At 40.5% G+C, this 19590-nt stretch carries 15 protein-coding genes and 1 other annotated feature; of the genes, 9 read left to right on the top strand and 6 right to left on the bottom strand.

Annotated elements, in window-relative coordinates; genetic code table 11:
• The first annotated feature begins 274 nt into the window (after positions 1-274).
• Positions 275-469 (top strand): hypothetical protein, encoded by a 195-nt coding sequence (locus tag WFH04_RS14555; protein ID WP_336824778.1) that lies wholly within the window; start codon positions 275-277, stop codon positions 467-469.
• A 189-nt stretch (positions 470-658) separates the two neighbouring features.
• On the opposite strand, the gene WFH04_RS14550 is transcribed toward WFH04_RS14555, so the two are convergent.
• The gene (locus WFH04_RS14550) at positions 659-1852 is read right to left on the bottom strand and encodes a DUF418 domain-containing protein (RefSeq protein WP_336824777.1); all 1194 of its coding nucleotides are present in this window, start codon (positions 1850-1852) and stop codon (positions 659-661) included.
• A 151-nt stretch (positions 1853-2003) separates the two neighbouring features.
• On the opposite strand from WFH04_RS14550, the gene WFH04_RS14545 reads away from it, so the two are divergent.
• Positions 2004-2726 carry a response regulator transcription factor gene (locus WFH04_RS14545; RefSeq protein ID WP_336824782.1) on the top strand — a complete coding sequence of 241 codons (723 nt, stop codon included), beginning with the start codon at positions 2004-2006 and terminating at the stop codon, positions 2724-2726.
• Positions 2710-4437 (top strand): sensor histidine kinase, encoded by a 1728-nt coding sequence (locus tag WFH04_RS14540; RefSeq protein WP_336824776.1) that lies wholly within the window; start codon positions 2710-2712, stop codon positions 4435-4437. The genes WFH04_RS14545 and WFH04_RS14540 overlap by 17 nt, the downstream gene beginning before the upstream one ends.
• Positions 4438-4566: 129 nt before the next feature.
• Here the strand turns inward: WFH04_RS14540 and WFH04_RS14535 are convergent, their stop codons facing one another.
• A complete protein-coding gene (locus WFH04_RS14535) occupies positions 4567-6405 on the bottom strand; it encodes a DNA ligase D (protein WP_336824775.1) in 1839 nt (612 codons plus the stop codon).
• 102 nt (positions 6406-6507) lie between these two features.
• On the opposite strand from WFH04_RS14535, the gene ku reads away from it, so the two are divergent.
• On the top strand, positions 6508-7338 hold the full coding sequence (gene ku / locus WFH04_RS14530; protein ID WP_336824774.1) for a non-homologous end joining protein Ku: 831 nt from the start codon (positions 6508-6510) through the stop codon (positions 7336-7338).
• Positions 7339-7536: 198 nt separating this feature from the next.
• On the opposite strand, the gene tyrS is transcribed toward ku, so the two are convergent.
• A complete protein-coding gene (gene tyrS / locus WFH04_RS14525) occupies positions 7537-8802 on the bottom strand; it encodes a tyrosine--tRNA ligase (protein ID WP_336824773.1) in 1266 nt (421 codons plus the stop codon).
• A gap of 51 nt (positions 8803-8853) precedes the next feature.
• Positions 8854-9063 (bottom strand) — a binding site (T-box leader).
• 160 nt (positions 9064-9223) lie between these two features.
• Between tyrS and WFH04_RS14515 the strand changes: the two genes are divergently transcribed.
• On the top strand, positions 9224-12136 hold the full coding sequence (locus tag WFH04_RS14515) for a transglycosylase domain-containing protein (RefSeq protein ID WP_336824781.1): 2913 nt from the start codon (positions 9224-9226) through the stop codon (positions 12134-12136).
• Positions 12137-12354: 218 nt separating this feature from the next.
• Here the strand turns inward: WFH04_RS14515 and acsA are convergent, their stop codons facing one another.
• Positions 12355-14073 (bottom strand): acetate--CoA ligase, encoded by a 1719-nt coding sequence (gene acsA / locus WFH04_RS14510; protein ID WP_336824771.1) that lies wholly within the window; start codon positions 14071-14073, stop codon positions 12355-12357.
• Between the two features lie 179 nt (positions 14074-14252).
• Here acsA and WFH04_RS14505 point away from each other — a divergent pair, with 179 nt between their 5' ends.
• The 4 genes from WFH04_RS14505 to WFH04_RS14490 all read left to right on the top strand — a co-directional run bounded on the left by WFH04_RS14505 (position 14253) and on the right by WFH04_RS14490 (position 17246).
• Positions 14253-14885, top strand: a complete 633-nt coding sequence (locus tag WFH04_RS14505) for a GNAT family N-acetyltransferase (RefSeq protein ID WP_336824770.1) — start codon at positions 14253-14255, stop codon at positions 14883-14885.
• Positions 14886-14901: 16 nt separating this feature from the next.
• Positions 14902-15546, top strand: a complete 645-nt coding sequence (locus tag WFH04_RS14500) for an acetoin utilization AcuB family protein (RefSeq protein ID WP_336824769.1) — start codon at positions 14902-14904, stop codon at positions 15544-15546.
• The gene (locus WFH04_RS14495; RefSeq protein ID WP_336824768.1) at positions 15543-16694 is read left to right on the top strand and encodes an acetoin utilization protein AcuC; all 1152 of its coding nucleotides are present in this window, start codon (positions 15543-15545) and stop codon (positions 16692-16694) included. Before WFH04_RS14500 ends, WFH04_RS14495 begins: the two co-directional genes overlap by 4 nt.
• A 240-nt stretch (positions 16695-16934) precedes the next feature.
• The gene (locus WFH04_RS14490; protein WP_336824767.1) at positions 16935-17246 is read left to right on the top strand and encodes a hypothetical protein; all 312 of its coding nucleotides are present in this window, start codon (positions 16935-16937) and stop codon (positions 17244-17246) included.
• Positions 17247-17353: 107 nt separating this feature from the next.
• Here WFH04_RS14490 and ccpA read toward each other — a convergent pair whose 3' ends face one another.
• Together ccpA and WFH04_RS14480 are read right to left on the bottom strand one after the other, a co-directional pair.
• Positions 17354-18352, bottom strand: coding sequence for a catabolite control protein A (ccpA, locus tag WFH04_RS14485; RefSeq protein ID WP_336824766.1), 999 nt, complete (start codon positions 18350-18352; stop codon positions 17354-17356).
• A gap of 145 nt (positions 18353-18497) precedes the next feature.
• Complete coding sequence (locus WFH04_RS14480) at positions 18498-19580, bottom strand: bifunctional 3-deoxy-7-phosphoheptulonate synthase/chorismate mutase (protein ID WP_336824780.1); 1083 nt, start codon at positions 19578-19580, stop codon at positions 18498-18500.
• Positions 19581-19590: the final 10 nt, after the last annotated feature.

Raw genomic sequence — 19590 nt, 5'->3', positions numbered from 1 at the left:
CCGCGTGCTACTTTCAGTATTGAATGAGAAAAATACAAGAACAGGTGGCGAAAAACGATTCGTTTTTCGCCACCTGTTCTATTTTAGGGACTTATTGGACAGCCCCTTTTGGTGCTCCCAGCATAGGATAGTTTTTCCCCACTTATTTTTTAAACAGCTTAAACTAAAGTTGGGAGGTGTTATGTTATACTTCAATAAAAAGGATAATAGTCCATTATATGAATACGTGCATCTTCTTTATAAATATGAATTGTTATTAGGAGTGTTTTCTTACATGATGCTGATCTTTTATTATATCGGTATGTTCTTAACACCGATTCTGTCTATTATTTTTTGTGTAAATCTCATATCGTTAATAACGAATATAAAGAATGGAACAAATCATAAAAAAAATGCTTATTGGTTAACCATTTCATTCACGATCATCATCTGGACGCTATCAATGTTGGCTATAATGGCTATTTATTAACCTATAAAAAATATTGTTCTTGCACTCCTATTTTTTATTATCCTCAAATCAATCAATCTCACCCTATACTTTCATTATTGCATTCTACAAATAAATAAGAGCACAAACTACGGTTCCGGTCTGTGCTCCTATTCCTATTTTAACCGCAGGACGATCGCTATACCGCCTTAACTCCCCTTGCCTTCATTTTTACCCATTCGCTTCAGCACTATTTCCTTTCACCTTCCTCTGTTTTGGAATGGAAAAAGATAAATATGTGCCGATACGCATCATTTTTTCTAAAGGCCCATATCGGAAATGCTTTACGTAGAAAGAGCTCAATACGATTTGCACTGCAAAAATGGCGATACCAATCGTTGTTGCCGCAAACACGCCAAGATTTCCGAATAACCCGAGACCGTAGCCGTAAAAAATCGTTGTGCAAATGACCGTTTGTAAAATGTAATTCGTTAAGGACAGTTTCCCTACATTTTCAAATCCGGTTAATAAACGGGAAGAGGCTACTGCACTGTAAATTACTCCGAAAAGGCTAATATAGCCTAACGATAAAATGATTCCACCTATTCCTACGAAGCCTTCATTTGGCATAAAAAAGCCGTACGTTTTCATCGTGAATCCTAAAGTAATTCCCACAATTGCGCCTATCCAATAGAGCTTCTTTTCCTGCTTTGGTTGAATAAAAAGCTTCCTTTTTGCTGCGTACATTCCAAATAAAAACATCGGTAAAATTGTGAAAGGCGTCAACAACAGCATGAATAGTAACTCGCCTTCTGATAGTTCTTCAGTGAGTGGATCTTCACCGCTATTTCGATGTTCAAATATTTCCATATACGAGCCGTTTTCATAAATTTTTGTTGTTTGCATAACATGCGCTTCCATTTTGGCAGGCTCTATTAATTCTTCATCTACCGGCGTAAGCAAAGTGACCGATGTAAGTAAAATGAACAAACATAACCCCCATAGTAACATCGTTTTTGCTTTACGATTGAGAAACATTAAAAGAAAGAACCCCATCAATCCGTAAGCGACTAAAATATCTCCTTCCCAAAGAAAGGTTGAATGCAATATTCCAATGATAAGTAATAATAAGCTCCTTCGAAAAAAGTGCCATTTTATTCGTAAGTTTTTTCGTTCTAAACTGTCTCGCATCATGATCATCGAATAGCCGAATAAAAACGTGAAAATCGGCATAAAGCTTCCTTCAACCGCAATTTTTGTAAAACGATAAAACCACTCGTCGACAGGTGTAAGTGTAAATAAATGAATAGTATCTTTCCCCCATAAACCATATTGAAAGATTAATATATTGGCTAATAATATTCCTAATAAGCTAAACCCCCGTAAGCCATCAATCATTTGGACGCGCTTATTCGCATTTTCCATTTTTCACTTCTCCTTATGTTATGGATAGCTTCATCTTACGTACTGATCTTATCTGTCTATCAACGTCCACCTTATTTCTATATTAATTGTACATACGGAAAATTAAGGTTCTGTTAAACTAACTATGATAGGATGAATGCGGGTGATAAGCTTGAAAGAAAAGAAGATATTATTAGTAGACGATGAGTATGCAATTTTGCAAATGCTGAAAATGGTATTGACGAAAGAGAGTTTCGCAAACATTTATACAGCGACGACAGGAACAGAAGCTTTGGAAATGATTAAAAAGCACGCTCCTGAATTTATTGTTTTAGATGTTATGCTGCCTGACATCAATGGTTTTGACCTTTGCACAAAAATCCGAGAGTATACTGACGCGCATATTTTGTTTCTAACCGCGAAAGTTTCGGATTTGGATATATTAACTGGTTTTGAAAAAGGTGGAGACGATTATGTAACAAAACCATTCAACCCGCTCGAAATCGTAGCAAGAATAAAAGCACATTTGAAGCGGAATGTGATTTCATCGAAACCGATGATCACAAATAAGAAAATCCACCAATTTGGGAATGTCATTGTAGATGAAGACGCTGGAGAATTAATCGTAAACGGCAAGATCGTTCCATGCCCTGCCCAAGTATTTTTATTGTTAGTATACTTTTGCAAAAATGCTAACCGTGTTTTATCGAAAGAACAACTATTTACTGCCGTCTGGGGATATGAGCATATGGCAGACGATAATACAGTCATGGTGCATATACGAAGAATTCGAGAGCGAATCGAGCAGAATCCAAGCAAACCAAAGCATTTAGTAACTGTCCGCGGGTTAGGCTACAAACTAGTAAAGGATCAAGCAGATGAGACTAAAGCATAGAATAGCGATCCATTTTTTCACACAAATATTCGTTACGTTTATTGCTACCTTTTTCATGCTTGTATTATTTTTAATTGCAGGCATGCACCTTTTAGCTAAAACCGAGTTGATATCCAATCCGAAAAAAGCAATTGTAGAAAACCTGCCGTACAGTTCACTCTTTAAGGAAGACAATCATATTGAACTAAATGAAACCTGGCAAGATGCATTACGTGAAAACAATATTTGGATGCAAATTATTAATGAAGACGGAAAAGTCATTTACGAACATAATACGATCGACTCTTCTTTAAAAAATGAGTATACAATAAATGATTTGCTTCGTATTGAGGAAACAAATACATTAGGCAATTATACTGTGGAAACCTATTTTGAAGTATGGGAACCACAACCTTATTATTTCCTATTCGGCTATTTGGAAGAACAGCAAATGCTTCTTCAAAACTGGTTCGATACTTATGGTGATAATGGAAGGGTTGAAGGAGATAATGAAAATAGGTTAGAGGAAGAAATCAATAAGCACAAAGGTATGCTTGAGATCTATCAAGACGGAAAACTTATAAACACGATCGGGAAAAGCATTGCGCCAGAGAGAAAACCGCTCTCTATAATAGGCAGTATGCATGTTCCGGGAAATTTCGAGACAAAGGTTACTGTTTTGAATGATGATACTGAAAATATTTCATGGGTGTACCATGAATTGAATGACACATATACCGAAAGAATTGTGCGCTTTTTCTCAAATGAGGAATTGCAAATCATTATACTAATTACATTGGTCAGCCTTATCATTCCATTTATATTGTCATTTTGGAATGGCTATCGATATGGCAAACCATTGCTTTTATTAATTAATTGGTTGAAATTCGTTGAACAAAAACAATATGACACTGTTTTACACGGTTTAGAACATAAAAAAATATACAGGAAAAATGGTAAAGTGAAGTTTCGCTATCGCATATATAAAGAGGTTTTTGAATCCTTTTCGAAGTTATCGGAAAAACTCTCGTTGGCAGATCAAGAAAGAGCGCGATTGGAAAAAACTCGCGAAGAATGGATGGCAGGCATTTCACATGATTTGCGCACTCCCCTCTCAAGCATACAAGGCTACGGCCATATGTTGGAAAGCGATCAGTACGACTTCTCCCGTGAGGAATTGCAGCAAATCGGAACGGTTATCCGTGATAAATCAGAATATATGGTTGATTTGGTCAATGATTTTTCCCTTGTATTCCAATTAAAAAATAGTGCGATTACCATTCAAAAAGAACAAGTTGACATCAATTCATTTATTCAAAATGCGGTGGAAAAACATTCACATGATTTCACATTATATCGAAATCAAATTACTTTTGAACCTTCCCCTATATCCTGTGTTGCAGCGATTGATCCAAAATGGTTTATTCGTGTAGTAGATAATCTACTTTCCAATGCAATTAAACATAATCCGCCCGAAACGACAATACATGTAAAAGTAAATTGCGAACACGATCAAACGATCATCACCTTCACAGACAATGGCAAAGGGATAGCTAAAGAAGATATAAATAAATTATTTAATCGATACTATAGAGGAACCAACACTACCGAACAAACAGAAGGAGAAGGTTTAGGCATGAACATTGCCAATGCAATTGTCGAATTACACGGCGGAAAAATTCTGATTGATTCTAAAGTGAATAAAGGCACTGAAATCTCGATAATTTTATAGCGTTTGAGCATGCTTCCTACTGTTCAGGCACACTACTCTTTAAACTTCACTACAAACAAATTTTTTAGCGGGCTATCTCTTAGATGTGTTAAGAAATAGCCCACATTTTTTCCCCGCATTAGGAATTGTTCATTCACCTAATAGCCCTTTCAACTGCTCAAGTATAATTGCGAATGGCTGCGACTCCCCTATTGTACAAAACTCTCGAAAAGGGTCCCCCATTTTTTCCATTCGCTCCATTACACTGTTTATTGTAAATTGTTCTGGCCTCAATGAAGTCGTTACTTCTTCCCATTGTAACGGTGTAGCAATAGTTGCCAATTCATTGCCTCTTGGTGAATACGGAGCGACAATTGTTTTTCCTTCGTGATGTTGTACATAATCCAAATATAATTTATTCCCCCTGTTCTTCTTCAATCGTTCCGTTGTAAACCATTCAGGCTGTTGATCGCAAAGGAAGTCAGCGATGAACTTTGTGAAGAGCCGAGTTTCCTCATAGGTGAACGTATTGAATGGGAGCGGTATATACAATTGCAACCCTTTACCTCCGGACGTTTTGACGAATGACGTAAGTTGAAACTGATCAAATAAACCTTTCATTTGCAAGGCTGCTTCAACGGATAACGAAAATTCGTTTACAGAAGGCGGATCCAAATCAAAAACGATTTCTGTAGGACGTTTCGTATCGATTGTTTGAAAAGGGATATGATATTCAAGTGCAAGTTGGTTTCCGAGCCATAACAATGTATTGATGTCATTGCAAACAATATATTCAATATCTTCATCTCTCGCTGTCTTAATAAAATCGGGTGCATAATCTGGAACGCTTTTTTGGTAAAACTTTTCCCCAAGAACGCCGTGGGGAAAGCGAATGACCGTCAGCAATCTTTTTTGAAGAAATGGAAGCATATAAGGAGCTGCCTTTTGCAAATAAAGTAAATAGTCGTCCTTCTCCACGCTTTCATTCGGCCAAATCGGCTTGTCGGGATGCGTCACTTGAACTCTCTCGGGAATCGGGTTCAATTGTCTTAATAGTTGTCTCCATTGACATTGCTGAGGACCAAGCTCAAAGCGGAAAGAACAAAACCGCGGCTCACGCAAATGCTTCCCATCAAAACTGATGCAATACAAATCTGCACAAATTGATGGCGGTATTTCATAAACGGCAGCTCCAATATTTTTACCATTTGCAATAAACAATTCGCTTAACGTCTTCATTTCTTCATCCGTCATTCCATGCTTGAATGTTACGATTTCAATAAGTTCATCCTGTTTATAAACAGCCCCTGTAAAAAATCCATTCACTCGCTCATACTTCGTTATAATGACTGTCGCCAACCGCCAATTTTTCACTTTCAACCATTGATTCGTCCGCTTTTCATTGCTCCACAAACTTTTCTTTCGCTTGGCGATTACTCCTTCTCCATTATGTTCCTTGACGATCGACCAAACCTTCTCGTGGTTAGCAAACTGCTCAACTAACTGAATGGAAATTTTATTCCTGTATTGAACAGTTGTCGGCAATCCAAACTGTTTAAAACAGCTTTCCAATTGCTTCTTTCTTTTGTCAAGCTGCTCACCAGTCCAATCAACTCCGTTAAAAGATAACAGATCAAACACAATATATTGGCATGGAAAGGTTTTCGCATGCTCAGCGATCACTTCTTTCTTGCTCATCCGTCCCCTCGTTTGTACGATGGAAAATTCACCTCTAAAATCGTTTTGCAAACAAACCAATTCCCCGTCCCAAACGATCGGCATGTACGGCTTTGCCAACTGTTCAATACGTTGGCATTCTTCGATAATTTCAGGGAAATTGTCATTCAATAAATTTTCATTCCTGCTATACAATTGAATCCCATCTTCATCCCAAATGAGAATCGCCCTAAATCCATCGTATTTCGTTTCATATACCCATTCTTTACCTACCGGTAATTGATCTGCATCCGCCATTAGCATCGGTTTCATGTTTTTCGCTCCAAGTTTTTCATTAGTGTTTGAATTAATCATTTCGCTATACATAGGATTGTGCTGTTCTTCCATACTAATCGTAAAAAGTGGGTGAGCTCTTTGCATACAATTTGGAAAGGAAGCATTAGCTTCGGGCTTGTTAACATTCCAATCAAACTGCATGCCGCAACTGAAAACAATGACATTAAACTCCGGCAGCTTCATAAGGAATGCAATTCCCCGATCAGTTATAAAAAAGTATGTCCAGTTTGTGATAAAGAAGTGAAAAGCGAGGATATCGTCAAGGCATACGAGTATTCGAAAAACAAGTTTGTCGTGTTGGATAATGAGGAGTTGGAAAAGCTGAAAAAGGAAAACGAAGAGAAGGCTGTAGAAATTATTGATTTCGTCAAATTAGAGGAAATCGATCCGATCTATTTTGAGCGGAGCTATTTCATGGCGCCAGATGCCAACGGAGGAAAAGCATATGCTTTATTACGCAAAGCACTGAAAGAATCTGGTAAGATCGGCGTTGCAAAAATTATTATTCGTTCTAAAGAGCAGCTCGCCGTCGTTCGCGTGTATAAGGAAGCGCTATTAATGGAAACAATCCATTTTCCTGATGAAGTGCGCAATGTCGGTGACGTGCCGAACATTCCGGATGAGGACACAGTCGTCCAAAAAGAATTGGACACTGCTCTCCTCTTAGTCGATCAATTGACGACCGCCTTCGAACCGACTAAGTATACAGATGAATACCGCACTGCCCTCATGGACTTAATTGAAGAGAAAAAATCTGGAAAAGCGACAGTAACAGCGAGCGAAAAACAAACAGCCGCGGCTCCTTCCAATGTCACTGATCTCATGGCAGCATTGCAAGCATCCTTAGATAAAACAAAACCGAAAAAAACAACAACCCGCAAACGGACACCATCCAAAAAACGCGCATAACTCGCTACAAAAACGCATAACGACATCACATATAATTCTTACCGGTCACGCATAATACTATCAGACTTACGCTAAATCAAAGCAAGTAAGCATAACGCCAACAATCGAGCGCTTAGATCAATCTCATCAACAGATCATTCTACAACTCGCAAAAACGCCCTCGGCACAGAGCCAAGGGCGTTTTTATCATCATCTACATTAATCAAACTTCACCATTTTATAATTTTTCTTGCCTCTACGCACAATTGTAAAAGCATCATCCAAACGATCTGCTGCTCCTACCTCATATGCTGTATCCGTCACTTTTTCGCCATTCAATGAAATGGCGCCATTTGTTACGTCCTCACGCGCTTGGCGTTTTGACGGGGATACACCAGCTTCTACAATAAAATCAACGATATTTTTATCCGCTTTTTCCATCTCGAACGTCGGTACATCTTTGAAAGCATCTTTCATTTCCGCTACGGTCAACAATTTTAAATCACCGCTGAATAACGCTTTAGAAATTCGAATTGCCTGATCTAAAGCTTCTTGCCCGTGGATTAATCTTGTCATTTCCTCCGCCAATGCATGCTGCGCTTTCCGTAAATGCGGCTCTTCTTGTACGGATCTTTCCAAAGCTTCAATTTCCTCGCGGCTCATAAACGTGAAGATTTTTAAGTATTTAATAACGTCTGCGTCTGCAGTATTAATCCAGAATTGATAAAACTCATAGGGCGATGTCTTCTTCGGATCAAGCCATACTGAACCTCCTGCAGTCTTTCCGAATTTCGTTCCATCAGCTTTTGTAACGAGTGGTATTGTAATGCCGAAAGCTTTTGCATTCTCATCATGCGTTTTACGGATAAATTCAAGCCCTGTTGTAATATTGCCCCATTGATCTGATCCGCCGACCTGTACACGGCAATTGTAGTTGTCATACAAGTGATTGAAATCTGCACCTTGAATGAGCATATAAGAAAACTCCGTGAAAGAGATTCCTGTCTCCAGACGGGATGCAACATTTTCTTTCGCTAACATGTAGTTGACGCTTAACAATTTTCCGTAGTCCCGAAGAAAATCGATCGCACTCATGTCACCGAACCAATCTTTATTGTCGACTAAGAGCGCCCCGTTTTCATTGCCAAAATCAAAAATCTTCTCCAATTGCTTGCGGATGCCCGCAATGTTATTTGCAATTTGCTCATCCGAAAGAAGCTGACGCTCATCTGCACGGAATGACGGATCGCCGATCATTCCCGTAGCTCCCCCTACAAGCACGATCGGGCGATGGCCGTGTTTCTGGAATCTGCGCAATGTCAAAAATGGAACAATATGACCGATATGCAAGCTGTCCGCTGTCGGATCTGTACCACAATATAATGAAATCTTTTCTTCATTCAACAGATTCGTAAGACCTTCTTCATCAGTCTGCTGGTAAAGAAGACCTCTCCATTCCAAGTCCTCCAATAATTCGTTCGCCAATTGAAACCCCTCCTTAAATATAAAAAAGCCCCTACACGATTCAAAGAATCATGCAGGGACGTTAAACACATTGTCAATTAACGCGGTACCACCCGGCTTGAGGCATTTACAATAAACCTCCGCTTCAAACACAATAACGCCTGCGTACGCGTCCGCATTCCAAAGCTGTAATTCGTAAACGATATACCGGACAGCTTTCACCAACCGCTGCCTCTCTAAACGGATCTATCGTCACTACTCCGACTTTTTCATCATGCGAAAAAAATATATATCCCTTATTGTAGTATAAAATAGGTCATTGTCAAACATAATCTATGGCATTCTAAAAAATATGCTATAATAGGAAAGATTTTAGGGGGGAAAAGACTTGAGTGAAAAAAGGAGAAACCGGATCGACCTCATAGAAGAAAAATTTGAATCAATGAAAAAGAAAAGATGGGCAAAAGGCGTCCGCATTACATCTGGCGTCATTTGGAACCTCTTTTTGCTCTTTTTAGTATTTGGCATTACTCTTAGCGTTTTCGCTGCTTCTGTCGGTGCTGGTTATTTCGCTTCTCTCGTAGCAAAGGAACCTCTACGACCGAAAGCTGAAATGCGCGATGCTATTTTCAATTACGAAGAAACTTCTGAAATATTTTTTGCCGACAATATATATCTTGGTAAAGTGAGCTCAGACATCGAACGAAAAGAGACAACATTGGATAAAGTGTCGCCTTACGTCATAGATGCAGTATTAGCAACTGAAGATGAGTATTTTGAAACGCATAACGGAATTGTGCCGAAAGCTATTTTCCGAGGACTTTTTCAAGACGTCACCAACTCCTCAAGCCAAACAGGTGGCTCTACGCTTACACAGCAGTTGATCAAAAACCAAATTTTGACGAATGAAGTATCCTATGAACGAAAAGCGAAAGAGATATTACTAGCCATTAGACTTGAACACTTTATGAACAAAGATGAAATTTTAGAGGCCTATTTAAATATTATTCCATATGGTAGAAATGCCCAAGGTCAAAATATTGCCGGCATCGAAACTGCTGCGGAAGGTATTTTTGGTATAAAGGCAAAAGATCTTAACTTACCGCAGGCTGCCTATATAGCGGGTATACCGCAAGCTCCTTTCGCTTATACACCGTTTCGTAGCAGCTATTACGGCGGAGGCTTGAAAAACGAAGAAAATATTAAGCCCGGCATTGACAGGATGAAAACTGTCCTATTCCGCATGAAAGAAACTGGATATATTTCAAATGAGGAATATGAAACTGCGATTGCTTATGATATTACGCAAGATTTTCGTGAACCGACAAGGCGCGCAACAGATCGCTATCCTTATTTGACACAGGAAATCCAAGGGCGGACGATCGGTATTTTAGCCCGTATTTTAGCTGAAAAAGATGGCGTGGACCCGGAGCGTTTAGATGTAGAAGAAAAATTAGAAGAGAAATATAGAATTTTAGCCGAACGTGAAATGCGAACAGGAGGCTATCGAATTTATTCGACGATCGATAAAGACCTTTACGACAAAATGAATAAAATCGGCGAGGACTTCGAATATTACGGATTTACCTATACACGAGAAGAGAAAGACGCAAGCACAGGCGAAACGGTACTAAAAGATGACCCAGTGCAAGTCGGTGCGATCATGCTTGAAAACCAGACAGGCAAAATTTTATCGTTCATCGGCGGGCGCGATCACCAGCTTACGAATGTGAACCATGCAACGCAAGCGTATCGTCAAAATGGTTCTTCCATGAAGCCTTTGCTCGTCTATGCACCAGCAATCGAATATGGCGTTATCGGAGCAGGTAGCCCAGTCGTCGATGTCCGTTTTGAAATCAATGATGGAAGCGGTAAATGGAGTCCGACAAACTACATTGCTACAGTTGAAAACGGCATCATCCCGGCAAGGAAGGCGTTGGCTGAGTCGCTCAACCTTCCTACCGCAAGATTATATAGAGATATCATCGATCGGCGTCCAGCGGAGTTCCTTGAAAAAATGAACTTCTCCAAGTTGATGCCTGAAGACTATACAAACTACTCCACTTCTTATGGCGGTATGACACGTGGAGTTAGCGTAGAGGAAAATACAAATGCTTTCGCAACATTTGCGAATGGCGGGAAATTTATTGAATCATATATGATTGAACGGATCGAGGATATGAATGGGAATGTCGTGTATCAACACGAAGTCGAACCTGTTGATGTATTCAGCCCGGAAACTTCCTATATTATTACAGATATGCTTCGCGATGTCGTCAAACCAGGCAATACTGGGCAGCAGGTTCCTAAATACTTAAATTTCAATCTTGATTTGGCTGCCAAAACAGGCACAACACAAGGATATGGAGATGCTTGGTTAGTCGGCTATAATCCGAATGTTACCTTGGGCGTATGGCTCGGTTACAAAGATCAATCGAGAAAGCTTTATACACGAGGATCCGGACAAATGCATCCGACAACACGTACGAGCATTCTTTTCAGTCGATTACTGAACACGGCCAACGAAACGAAACCCGATATAGTTGGCGCAAGCAACAGATTCCAACAGCCAGCGGGAGTCGTCAATCGTTCTTTCTGTGGTATTTCTGGATTAGCACCATCTCCAGCTTGCTCAGCTGCAGGTCTCGTTAGATCTGATTTATTCAATTCAAAAGTGATGTTGCCGACAAAGGCGGATGACAGCATCATTAGTGCATCCTATGTATCTGTTAAAGGCAAACGTTACATGGCATTGCCATCAACACCTTCTGAATTTATCGTACAAGGTGGCACAGGTGTCAATCAGGAATTCATGGATCGTATGTTAGGACCATGGGGCGGGGATGCATCGAAGCTGTTCCCACCTAATTCAGTTTTTGCTTCGCAAGTTGTTTCAGGCTCGGTGTTCTCCCCTGATGGAGCAGCACCAGAAACAGTACATGCATCGATAAGTGGATCCAATATCGTTTGGACGGAATCTCCTTCCAATGATGTCATCGGTTATTACGTCTATCGAGACGATGAAAAAATTGCGACAATCCGTGATGGAGAAGCCAATTCATTGCCGATCGGACCAGGAAATTATTATGTACGCGCTGTTGATATAACCGGCTTGCTTTCAGCTGGTTCGAATATTGTTTCAGTAGATGGACAGGACGATTCAGACGACCTTGAAGATGAGGATGAACAAATTCCTCCGGTTTCGCCTCCAGACAATGGTGATGGGGTTGATAACCCGAACGATGGAAATAATGACAACGGAAACGGAAACAATAATGGCAACGGAAACAATCAGGGAGGAAACGGAACCCCAGGAACACCTCCTACTAATGAAGAAGATGAGGATGACGACTGAAAAAGGACCTCTGCCATAGCAGAGGTCCTCAGTTTGTTGACAAACGCTAAAATACTGCAAATCGAGCTCATTGTTTTCTCGATTTGCAGTATTTCTTTTTTCTTTGCGGAAATTTAGGTATTGCAGGACGGCGTGAACATAAACTGCCTTCCGCTCGGCAAGCGTTGTCAAGCTATGATAGGGGTACCATTCTCCATCCCTCATAGCTATCTTTCATCTTAATCTTCCATCGTTGACAAATCCCCCGCTGGAAGGTTCAACTCCCACGCTTTTAGGACACGTCGCATAATTTTGCCGCTACGCGTTTTCGGAAGCTTGTCCTTAAACTCGATTTCACGAGGCGCAGCATGTGCAGAGAGCTCCTTTTTCACGAATTGCTTAATGTCATCTTCCAATTCCTCTGTAGGCTCATATCCTTCATGAAGAGCGACGAATGCTTTAATGATTTCTCCGCGAACCGGGTCCGGTTTCCCAATAACACCAGCTTCAACAATTGCAGGGTGTTCTAACAGTTTGCTTTCCACTTCGAATGGCCCAACCCTTTCACCGCTCGTCATAATAACATCATCTACCCGGCCTTGGAAGAAGAAGTAGCCATCCTCATCCATATAAGCAGAGTCACCGGATACGTACCATTCATCATTCATGAAGTAGGATTCGTATTTCTCGGGATTGTTCCAAATTTGCCTCATCATCGCAGGCCATCCTTTTTTAATTGCTAAGTTCCCCATTCTATTTGGAGGAAGCACATTGCCTTGGTCATCCACAATTGCCGCTTCGATGCCAGGCACAGGTTTGCCCATCGATCCTAATTTAATCGGCAAGCAAGCGAAGTTGCAAATAGTTTGGGCTCCAGTTTCCGTCATCCACCACGTATCGTGAATGCGCATTTTAAAAACATCCATCCCCCAACGGATGACTTCTGGATTTAACGGCTCTCCTACCGATAAAATATGGCGAAGCGACGATAAATCGTACTTTTCCATCGGCCCTACACCTGCCCCCATAAGCATACGGAATGCCGTAGGCGCACTATACCAAACCGTAACACCATAGTCTTGGATCGCTTCGTACCAAGTATCGATAGAGAATCTTCCGCCGACAATTACCGATGTTGCACCGGCCAACATCGGCCCGAATACACCGTAAGCCGTTCCCGTCACCCAGCCAGGGTCCGCTGTACACCAGAAAATATCCTCATCATGCAGATCAAGCACCCAGCGTGTCGTTTGCAATTGTTGGACCATTGCTTCTTGCACATGCAAAACGCCTTTCGGTTTGCCTGTTGAGCCTGATGTATAATGAAGTACCGTCGGCGATTCGCGATCGAGCCATTCCACTTCAAAATGCATTGAAGCATCTTTCATTTTTTTATTAAAGTCTACAAATTTATCTGACTCCTCAATAGAATCTCCTACTAAGAAAACAGTTTCTAAATGAGGAAGTCTATCCAACGGTATGCGGTCCAATAATTCAGGTGTTGTTATAATTGCTTTTGCTTCGCTATCCGATAGTCTGTCATACACAGCCCCTTCCATGAATGCTTCAAAAAGAGGACCAACAATGACACCCATTTTCAACGCGCCTAATAATGCAAAATACAGTTCAGGTGAACGAGGCATGAAAATAAAGAACCGATCCCCCTTTTGCAATGTTGAATGATTCAGTAATACATTTGCCGCTTTATTGGACATTCTTTTCATTTCATTATAAGTATATGCTTCTTTTCGGCTGGCATCTTTATAATAGAGTGCCACTTTGTTTTTTCGATAAGATGATGCATGACGGTCTACTGCTTCATGTGCAATATTGATGAGACCTGTTTCATGCCAACTGAATTCCTTTTCTACATCCTCCCAGCTAAAATTTTTCACCATTTGGTCATAATCTTTTAACGTATAGTCCCCTTGAATGACCGGTAACACTTTACTCTCCATTCTCTTCACCCTTTCCGAAAAAATGTTGACCTTATAATTCTATCGCATTTTCATTGTATTGGCTAATAAATTCAACTTTTTAGTATTGCCAATTAACTTTCACAAATTTTTCTCATCCGCACAGATGAATTTGTTGTATACTCATACATAGGGCTACTCATATTAGGACGGTGAATGTATTGGATCATGTAAAAACATACAATGCGATGGAAGTGAAACATCGGAATGGCGATCTGATCATCGAAGGGCCGATCGCGGGAACGGAACTTTCGAAACTTGATTTCCATGAACATCTCGTCGCTTTCAGACCCCCTGAACAGCAACATAAGGCGCTTATTGAGATTGCTGATTTGCCTGAAGGTAGAATCATCATTGCGCGTGAACGGAATACAGTTGTCGGGTATGTCACTTATTTATATCCCGATCCACTGGAAAGATGGTCGCAAGGCAATATGGAAAATTTGATCGAGCTTGGTGCAATTGAAGTCATCCCAAAATTCCGTAGCGGTGGAGTCGGAAAAGCGTTATTAGAAGTGTCTATGATGGATAATGCGATGGAAGACTATATTATCTTAACGACCGAGTATTATTGGCATTGGGATTTAAAAGGCACAAAGCTCAACGTATGGGAATATCGAAAAGTGATGGAAAAGATGATGAATGCAGGGGGTCTTGAATATTACGCAACCGATGACCCTGAAATAAGCTCTCATCCTGCTAATTGCTTAATGGCGAGAATCGGAAAACGCGTTGATCAGGAATCCATCCAACAGTTCGATAACCTGCGTTTTATGAACCGATTTATGTATTGAAAGCGAGGGATTTGCAATGCTTATAGAAGAAATCATGAAAAGGGAGGTTGCCTCCCTCTCTCCTTCACATACTATTCAAGATGCCATTGAATTAATGAAGGAAAAGAAAATTCGACATTTGCCAATTACAATTGATCGGGCAGTTGTCGGTGTTGTAACCGATCGGGATTTGAAAGAGGCTGTACCTTCCACCCTTTCCGGTCTCGCAGATGTAAACGTTTACAAAACTCCTTTGGAAGCAATTATGACTAAAAATCCACTTATAGGCCATCCTATGGATTTTGTCGAAGAAACTGCTGTCATCTTTTATGACAATCAAATCGGTTGTCTTCCTATCGTTTCTGACGATCAGTTAGTCGGCATCATTACAGAAACCGATTTGCTTTACAAATATATTGAACTGACCGGCGCCCATCAGCCCGGCTCCCAAATCGAAGTGCGTGTTCCTAATATTCCAGGCATTCTTTTCGAAGTGTCCAAAGTTTTCTACGAACATAAATTGAACGTTTTAAGTGTATTAGTTTATCCTGACAAAGAAAATGAAGACAATAAAATTTTAGTCATTCGGATCAAAACAATGAACCCGCTAAACGTCATTAAAGGACTGAGGGACAACGGGTTTGAAGTTCTTTGGCCGAATGTACCAGGCATGAACCTATGAGTAAAAACGCAGTTTTCATATTTTCAGAAGAGCAACTTGGATATTCTTTTTCAGATACACACCCGTTCAATCAAAAAAGAATCCTACTAACTTTGGACTTGCTTAAAAGCATCGATGCAATTACGGAGGATAATATCATTCCACCTCGGATGGCAACAGATGAAGAGCTGCTACTAGTACATGACCCCAAATTTATCGAGATTGTCAAACAGGCTGGAAAAGGTTTCATTACGGAGGAAGTAGGATCAGTTTACGGCATCGGAACGGAGGATACCCCAATCTTTCCGAATATGCATGAGGCAAGCGCTATGTTAGTCGGTGGTACATTAACGGCTGTCGATGAAGTAATGGCTGGGCGTTCACGATACGCAGTCAACTTAGGGGGCGGCCTCCACCATGGCTTCCAAGGGAAAGCTTCAGGCTTTTGCGTCTATAATGACAGTTCCGTCGCTATAAAATATATGCAACAAAATTATGGAGCGCGCGTTCTATACATCGATACCGATGCCCATCACGGAGACGGAGTTCAATGGACATTTTACGATGATCCATCTGTTTGCACGTTCTCCATTCACGAAACGGGCAGATATTTATTCCCCGGAACGGGCAATATAACAGAAAGAGGAAATGGAGAAGGATACGGAAAATCTTTCAATTTCCCGATCGATGCATTTACAGAAGATGATTCCTTTCTCCATATATACAAGACTGCAATAGAAGAAGTAGCCGCATACTTTAAACCAGATGTCATCTTATCTCAAAACGGCGCTGATGCCCATTATTTCGATCCATTGACACATTTATATGGCACGATGAAAATTTATGAAGAAATTCCACGCATCGCAAGAGAAATTGCCGAGAAGTATTGCAACGGTCGATGGATAGCTGTAGGTGGCGGCGGCTACGATATTTGGAGAGTCGTGCCGAGAGCCTGGTCGCATATTTGGCTTGCGATGAATCAATTGCCTGTTCCGACAGGCCGTTTGCCCGAAGAGTGGCTGTCTAAATATCAATCTGAATCACCTGTACCTTTAATCGAAACTTGGCAAGATCCGAATCCGCTCTATGAGCCTATTCCAAGAAAGAAAGAGATCAACGAGAAAAACGAACAGATGTTGAAAAAGGCTTTACATATCATTAGACAATGATGATACATTCGTCATTTAAACAGTCTAAACTTGGCATGTAAATGATCGTCTTGAGACGTCTTAAATTATCTTAATTCCCACAAAGAAAGAGCAATTAAAGCAAACGGAAAGTTCAATCTCATAACGGCTACATAATTATTTTGCAAGCTCAAGCTACGTAAGTATCAAAAATATACATGCAAATGAATGGTTGCATTCCTTATTGTAACGCAAAATAATGTCAACAACAGGGAGGAAATAATGTTTGTTAAAATTTATGAGTACCATGTCCAAAAGGATAAAGTAGATGAGTATTTGACTATTCAACAAAAAGCCTCTGAAATTTATAGTCAATATTTAGATCTTCATACAATGTTTTTGAATAGCAAAGATGAGGATACAAAATGGTTGGAAATTACAACATATAACGATGAAGTTCAATACAATAAAAGTATGAACATTATAAACGAACGGAAAGACATTCAGGACTTATTTGAAGCATTCCAATCACTTTTATTAACTGATAGGAATGAAATTAAGGAAGAAGATTTCATAGCAATTAGTAATGTTTAGATCATGTTAACATTTGGAAGCATAACACGGTTTTTAAAAATATCGTATTTCCAAAATAAAAAAGACTGACGCCGAGATGCAATGCAATCTTAGCCCAGTCTTTTTTCCTAATTTGTAGATTGCCGCTCTTCAATGCGATAAGGCAGCTCGACTTCCATTTGCTCAACTTCCTCACCGTTCATCAGCTTCGTCAGTAGACGCATGGAAACTGCACCTAAATCATAAAGAGGTACTACAATCGCAGTTAATTGCGGCCGAACCGCACGAGACAGCAATGTATGCTGGAAGCAAATCAATTCAATATCCGTCGGGACAGTAAACCCATCATCACGGATGCCATTCATTATTCCAACTGCAATTTCATCATTGCCGGCAAAAATGGCGGTTGGCCTTTCTTTCATTGTGCTCAATTTTCGCCATTGCTCATAAGCGTCATCGTACGTATTATCTGTTTCGATAAAATACTCTTCGATGATTGGCAATCCCGCTTCCTTAATCGCCCTTTCATAACCAACTTTTTTGCACAGACGGTTAATATCCCTTGTAAGGGGTCCTGACACATAAGCAATTCGTTTATGTCCGTTATCGATTAATTTTTTAACCGCTTCATACGCCGCTTGTTCATGGTCGATATTGACAGTTGGCAAATTAGTGCCAGAACCGAGTGTACCTGCTAATACGATCGGAACATTAGCGGTTTCCATTTCGTGACGGATTTCTTCAGAAATGGAATCGCTCATGAAAATTAAGCCATCCACTTGTTTACCTAAATGATCTTCAAGCAATTCCACTTCTCTTGACGTACGCTTATCGGAATTGGATAAAATGATATTATACTCATACATCGTAGCGACATCTGCTATGCCCCTAGACAATTCCGCATAATAGCTTTTAGAAATATCAGGTACGATGACTCCAACTGTTGTCGTCCTTTTACTCGCCAATCCTCTTGCTACCGCATTCGGCCGGTAGCCTAATCGTTCGATACATTCCAATACTTTTTTCCTTGTTGCCGGTTTGACATTTTGATTGCCATTGACAACTCGTGAAACGGTGGCCATCGATACGTTCGCTTCTCTTGCAACATCGTAAATTGTTACAGCCATCATGATTCTCCTCCCGAGCCAATTATGTATTCACTTACTTCCATTATATACAAAACGCCGGATCCATAAAAGGTCCGGCGCTCAACATAGTCATGTCTACATAACATTTCATTCGATAAACAAATTGGATTGATTCAGCGTAACCTTACACCGTTTGATGTGTTTTCATGAACTTTTGGATTTCTTCATAAAACTCGTCAAACTGCTGAATATCCATTTGCTGCGCTGCATCAGACAAAGCGACCGCTGGATCTGGATGAACTTCTGCCATTACACCATCTGCTCCTACCGCGATCGCTGCTTTTGCTGTAGGCAAGAGTAAATCTTTTCTTCCCGTCGAATGTGTAACGTCTACAAACACAGGCAAATGAGTTTCCTGTTTCAAAATTGGAACCGCAGAAATATCCAAAGTGTTTCTCGTTGCGCGCTCATATGTCCGGATACCGCGCTCACAAAGCATAATTTGGGTATTTCCTTTTGAAATGATATATTCCGCCGCATTGATAAATTCATCGATAGTAGCTGATAGGCCGCGTTTTAGCAGGACAGGCTTATTGACCATTCCCGCTTCTTTCAGCAACTCAAAGTTTTGCATATTGCGCGCACCGATCTGGATGACATCGATATAATCCAATGCCTCTTCCAAATGAGAAGGTGTAATAATTTCAGTCACAATCGACAACCCTGTTTCATCAGCGACTCGTTTAAGAATTTTTAATCCTTCCAGCCCTAACCCTTGGAAATCATAAGGTGATGTCCTTGGCTTATAAGCGCCGCCTCGGAGCATCGTCAATCCTTTAGCTTTAATGGAATCCGCTACTGCGCGAACTTGTTCATATGATTCAACTGCACATGGGCCAAAAATGAACGTCGGTTCCCCGTTTCCAATCTTTTCCCCATTAACGTCAACAATCGTATCTTCTGATTTCCGTTTTCGTGAAACAAGCAATGCATTGCGCTGTTCATCTTCTTGGATTTCAAGCGCAGACATGAAAATCCCCTTGAAAATCTGCTCCAAAACTCCGTTCGGAATCGGGCCTTTATTCGTGTTGATGAGGAAATTCAACATTTCCCTCTCGCGGATTGGATCATATCTATTCACACCTTGCTTTTCCTTCACTTTTCCAATCTCTTGAACGACAGCCGTACGTTCGTTGATTAAATCTAAAATCTTGATGTTCAATTCATCCACTTGGCTGCGCAACTCGTCTAAATTGTTTTGTCTCATCATTATGTCT

The organism is Sporosarcina sp. USHLN248 (assembly GCF_037144575.1).
Lineage (GTDB): Bacteria > Bacillota > Bacilli > Bacillales_A > Planococcaceae > Sporosarcina > Sporosarcina contaminans.
Note: the sequence above shows the minus strand (reverse complement) of the source record. Positions and strands in the feature narration are given on the sequence as shown.

Coding starts and splice junctions, on each gene's coding strand:
- WFH04_RS14490 (WP_336824767.1), top strand. CDS start 16,935: ATGTTTGTTAAAATTTATGAGTACCATGTCCAAAAGGATAAAGTAGAT.
- acsA (WP_336824771.1), bottom strand. CDS start 14,073: ATGGAGAGTAAAGTGTTACCGGTCATTCAAGGGGACTATACGTTAAAA.
- WFH04_RS14555 (WP_336824778.1), top strand. CDS start 275: ATGATGCTGATCTTTTATTATATCGGTATGTTCTTAACACCGATTCTG.
- ccpA (WP_336824766.1), bottom strand. CDS start 18,352: ATGGCTGTAACAATTTACGATGTTGCAAGAGAAGCGAACGTATCGATG.
- WFH04_RS14550 (WP_336824777.1), bottom strand. CDS start 1,852: ATGGAAAATGCGAATAAGCGCGTCCAAATGATTGATGGCTTACGGGGG.
- WFH04_RS14535 (WP_336824775.1), bottom strand. CDS start 6,405: ATGAAACCGATGCTAATGGCGGATGCAGATCAATTACCGGTAGGTAAA.
- WFH04_RS14480 (WP_336824780.1), bottom strand. CDS start 19,580: ATGAGACAAAACAATTTAGACGAGTTGCGCAGCCAAGTGGATGAATTG.
- WFH04_RS14540 (WP_336824776.1), top strand. CDS start 2,710: ATGAGACTAAAGCATAGAATAGCGATCCATTTTTTCACACAAATATTC.
- WFH04_RS14495 (WP_336824768.1), top strand. CDS start 15,543: ATGAGTAAAAACGCAGTTTTCATATTTTCAGAAGAGCAACTTGGATAT.
- WFH04_RS14500 (WP_336824769.1), top strand. CDS start 14,902: ATGCTTATAGAAGAAATCATGAAAAGGGAGGTTGCCTCCCTCTCTCCT.
- WFH04_RS14515 (WP_336824781.1), top strand. CDS start 9,224: ATGAAAAAGAAAAGATGGGCAAAAGGCGTCCGCATTACATCTGGCGTC.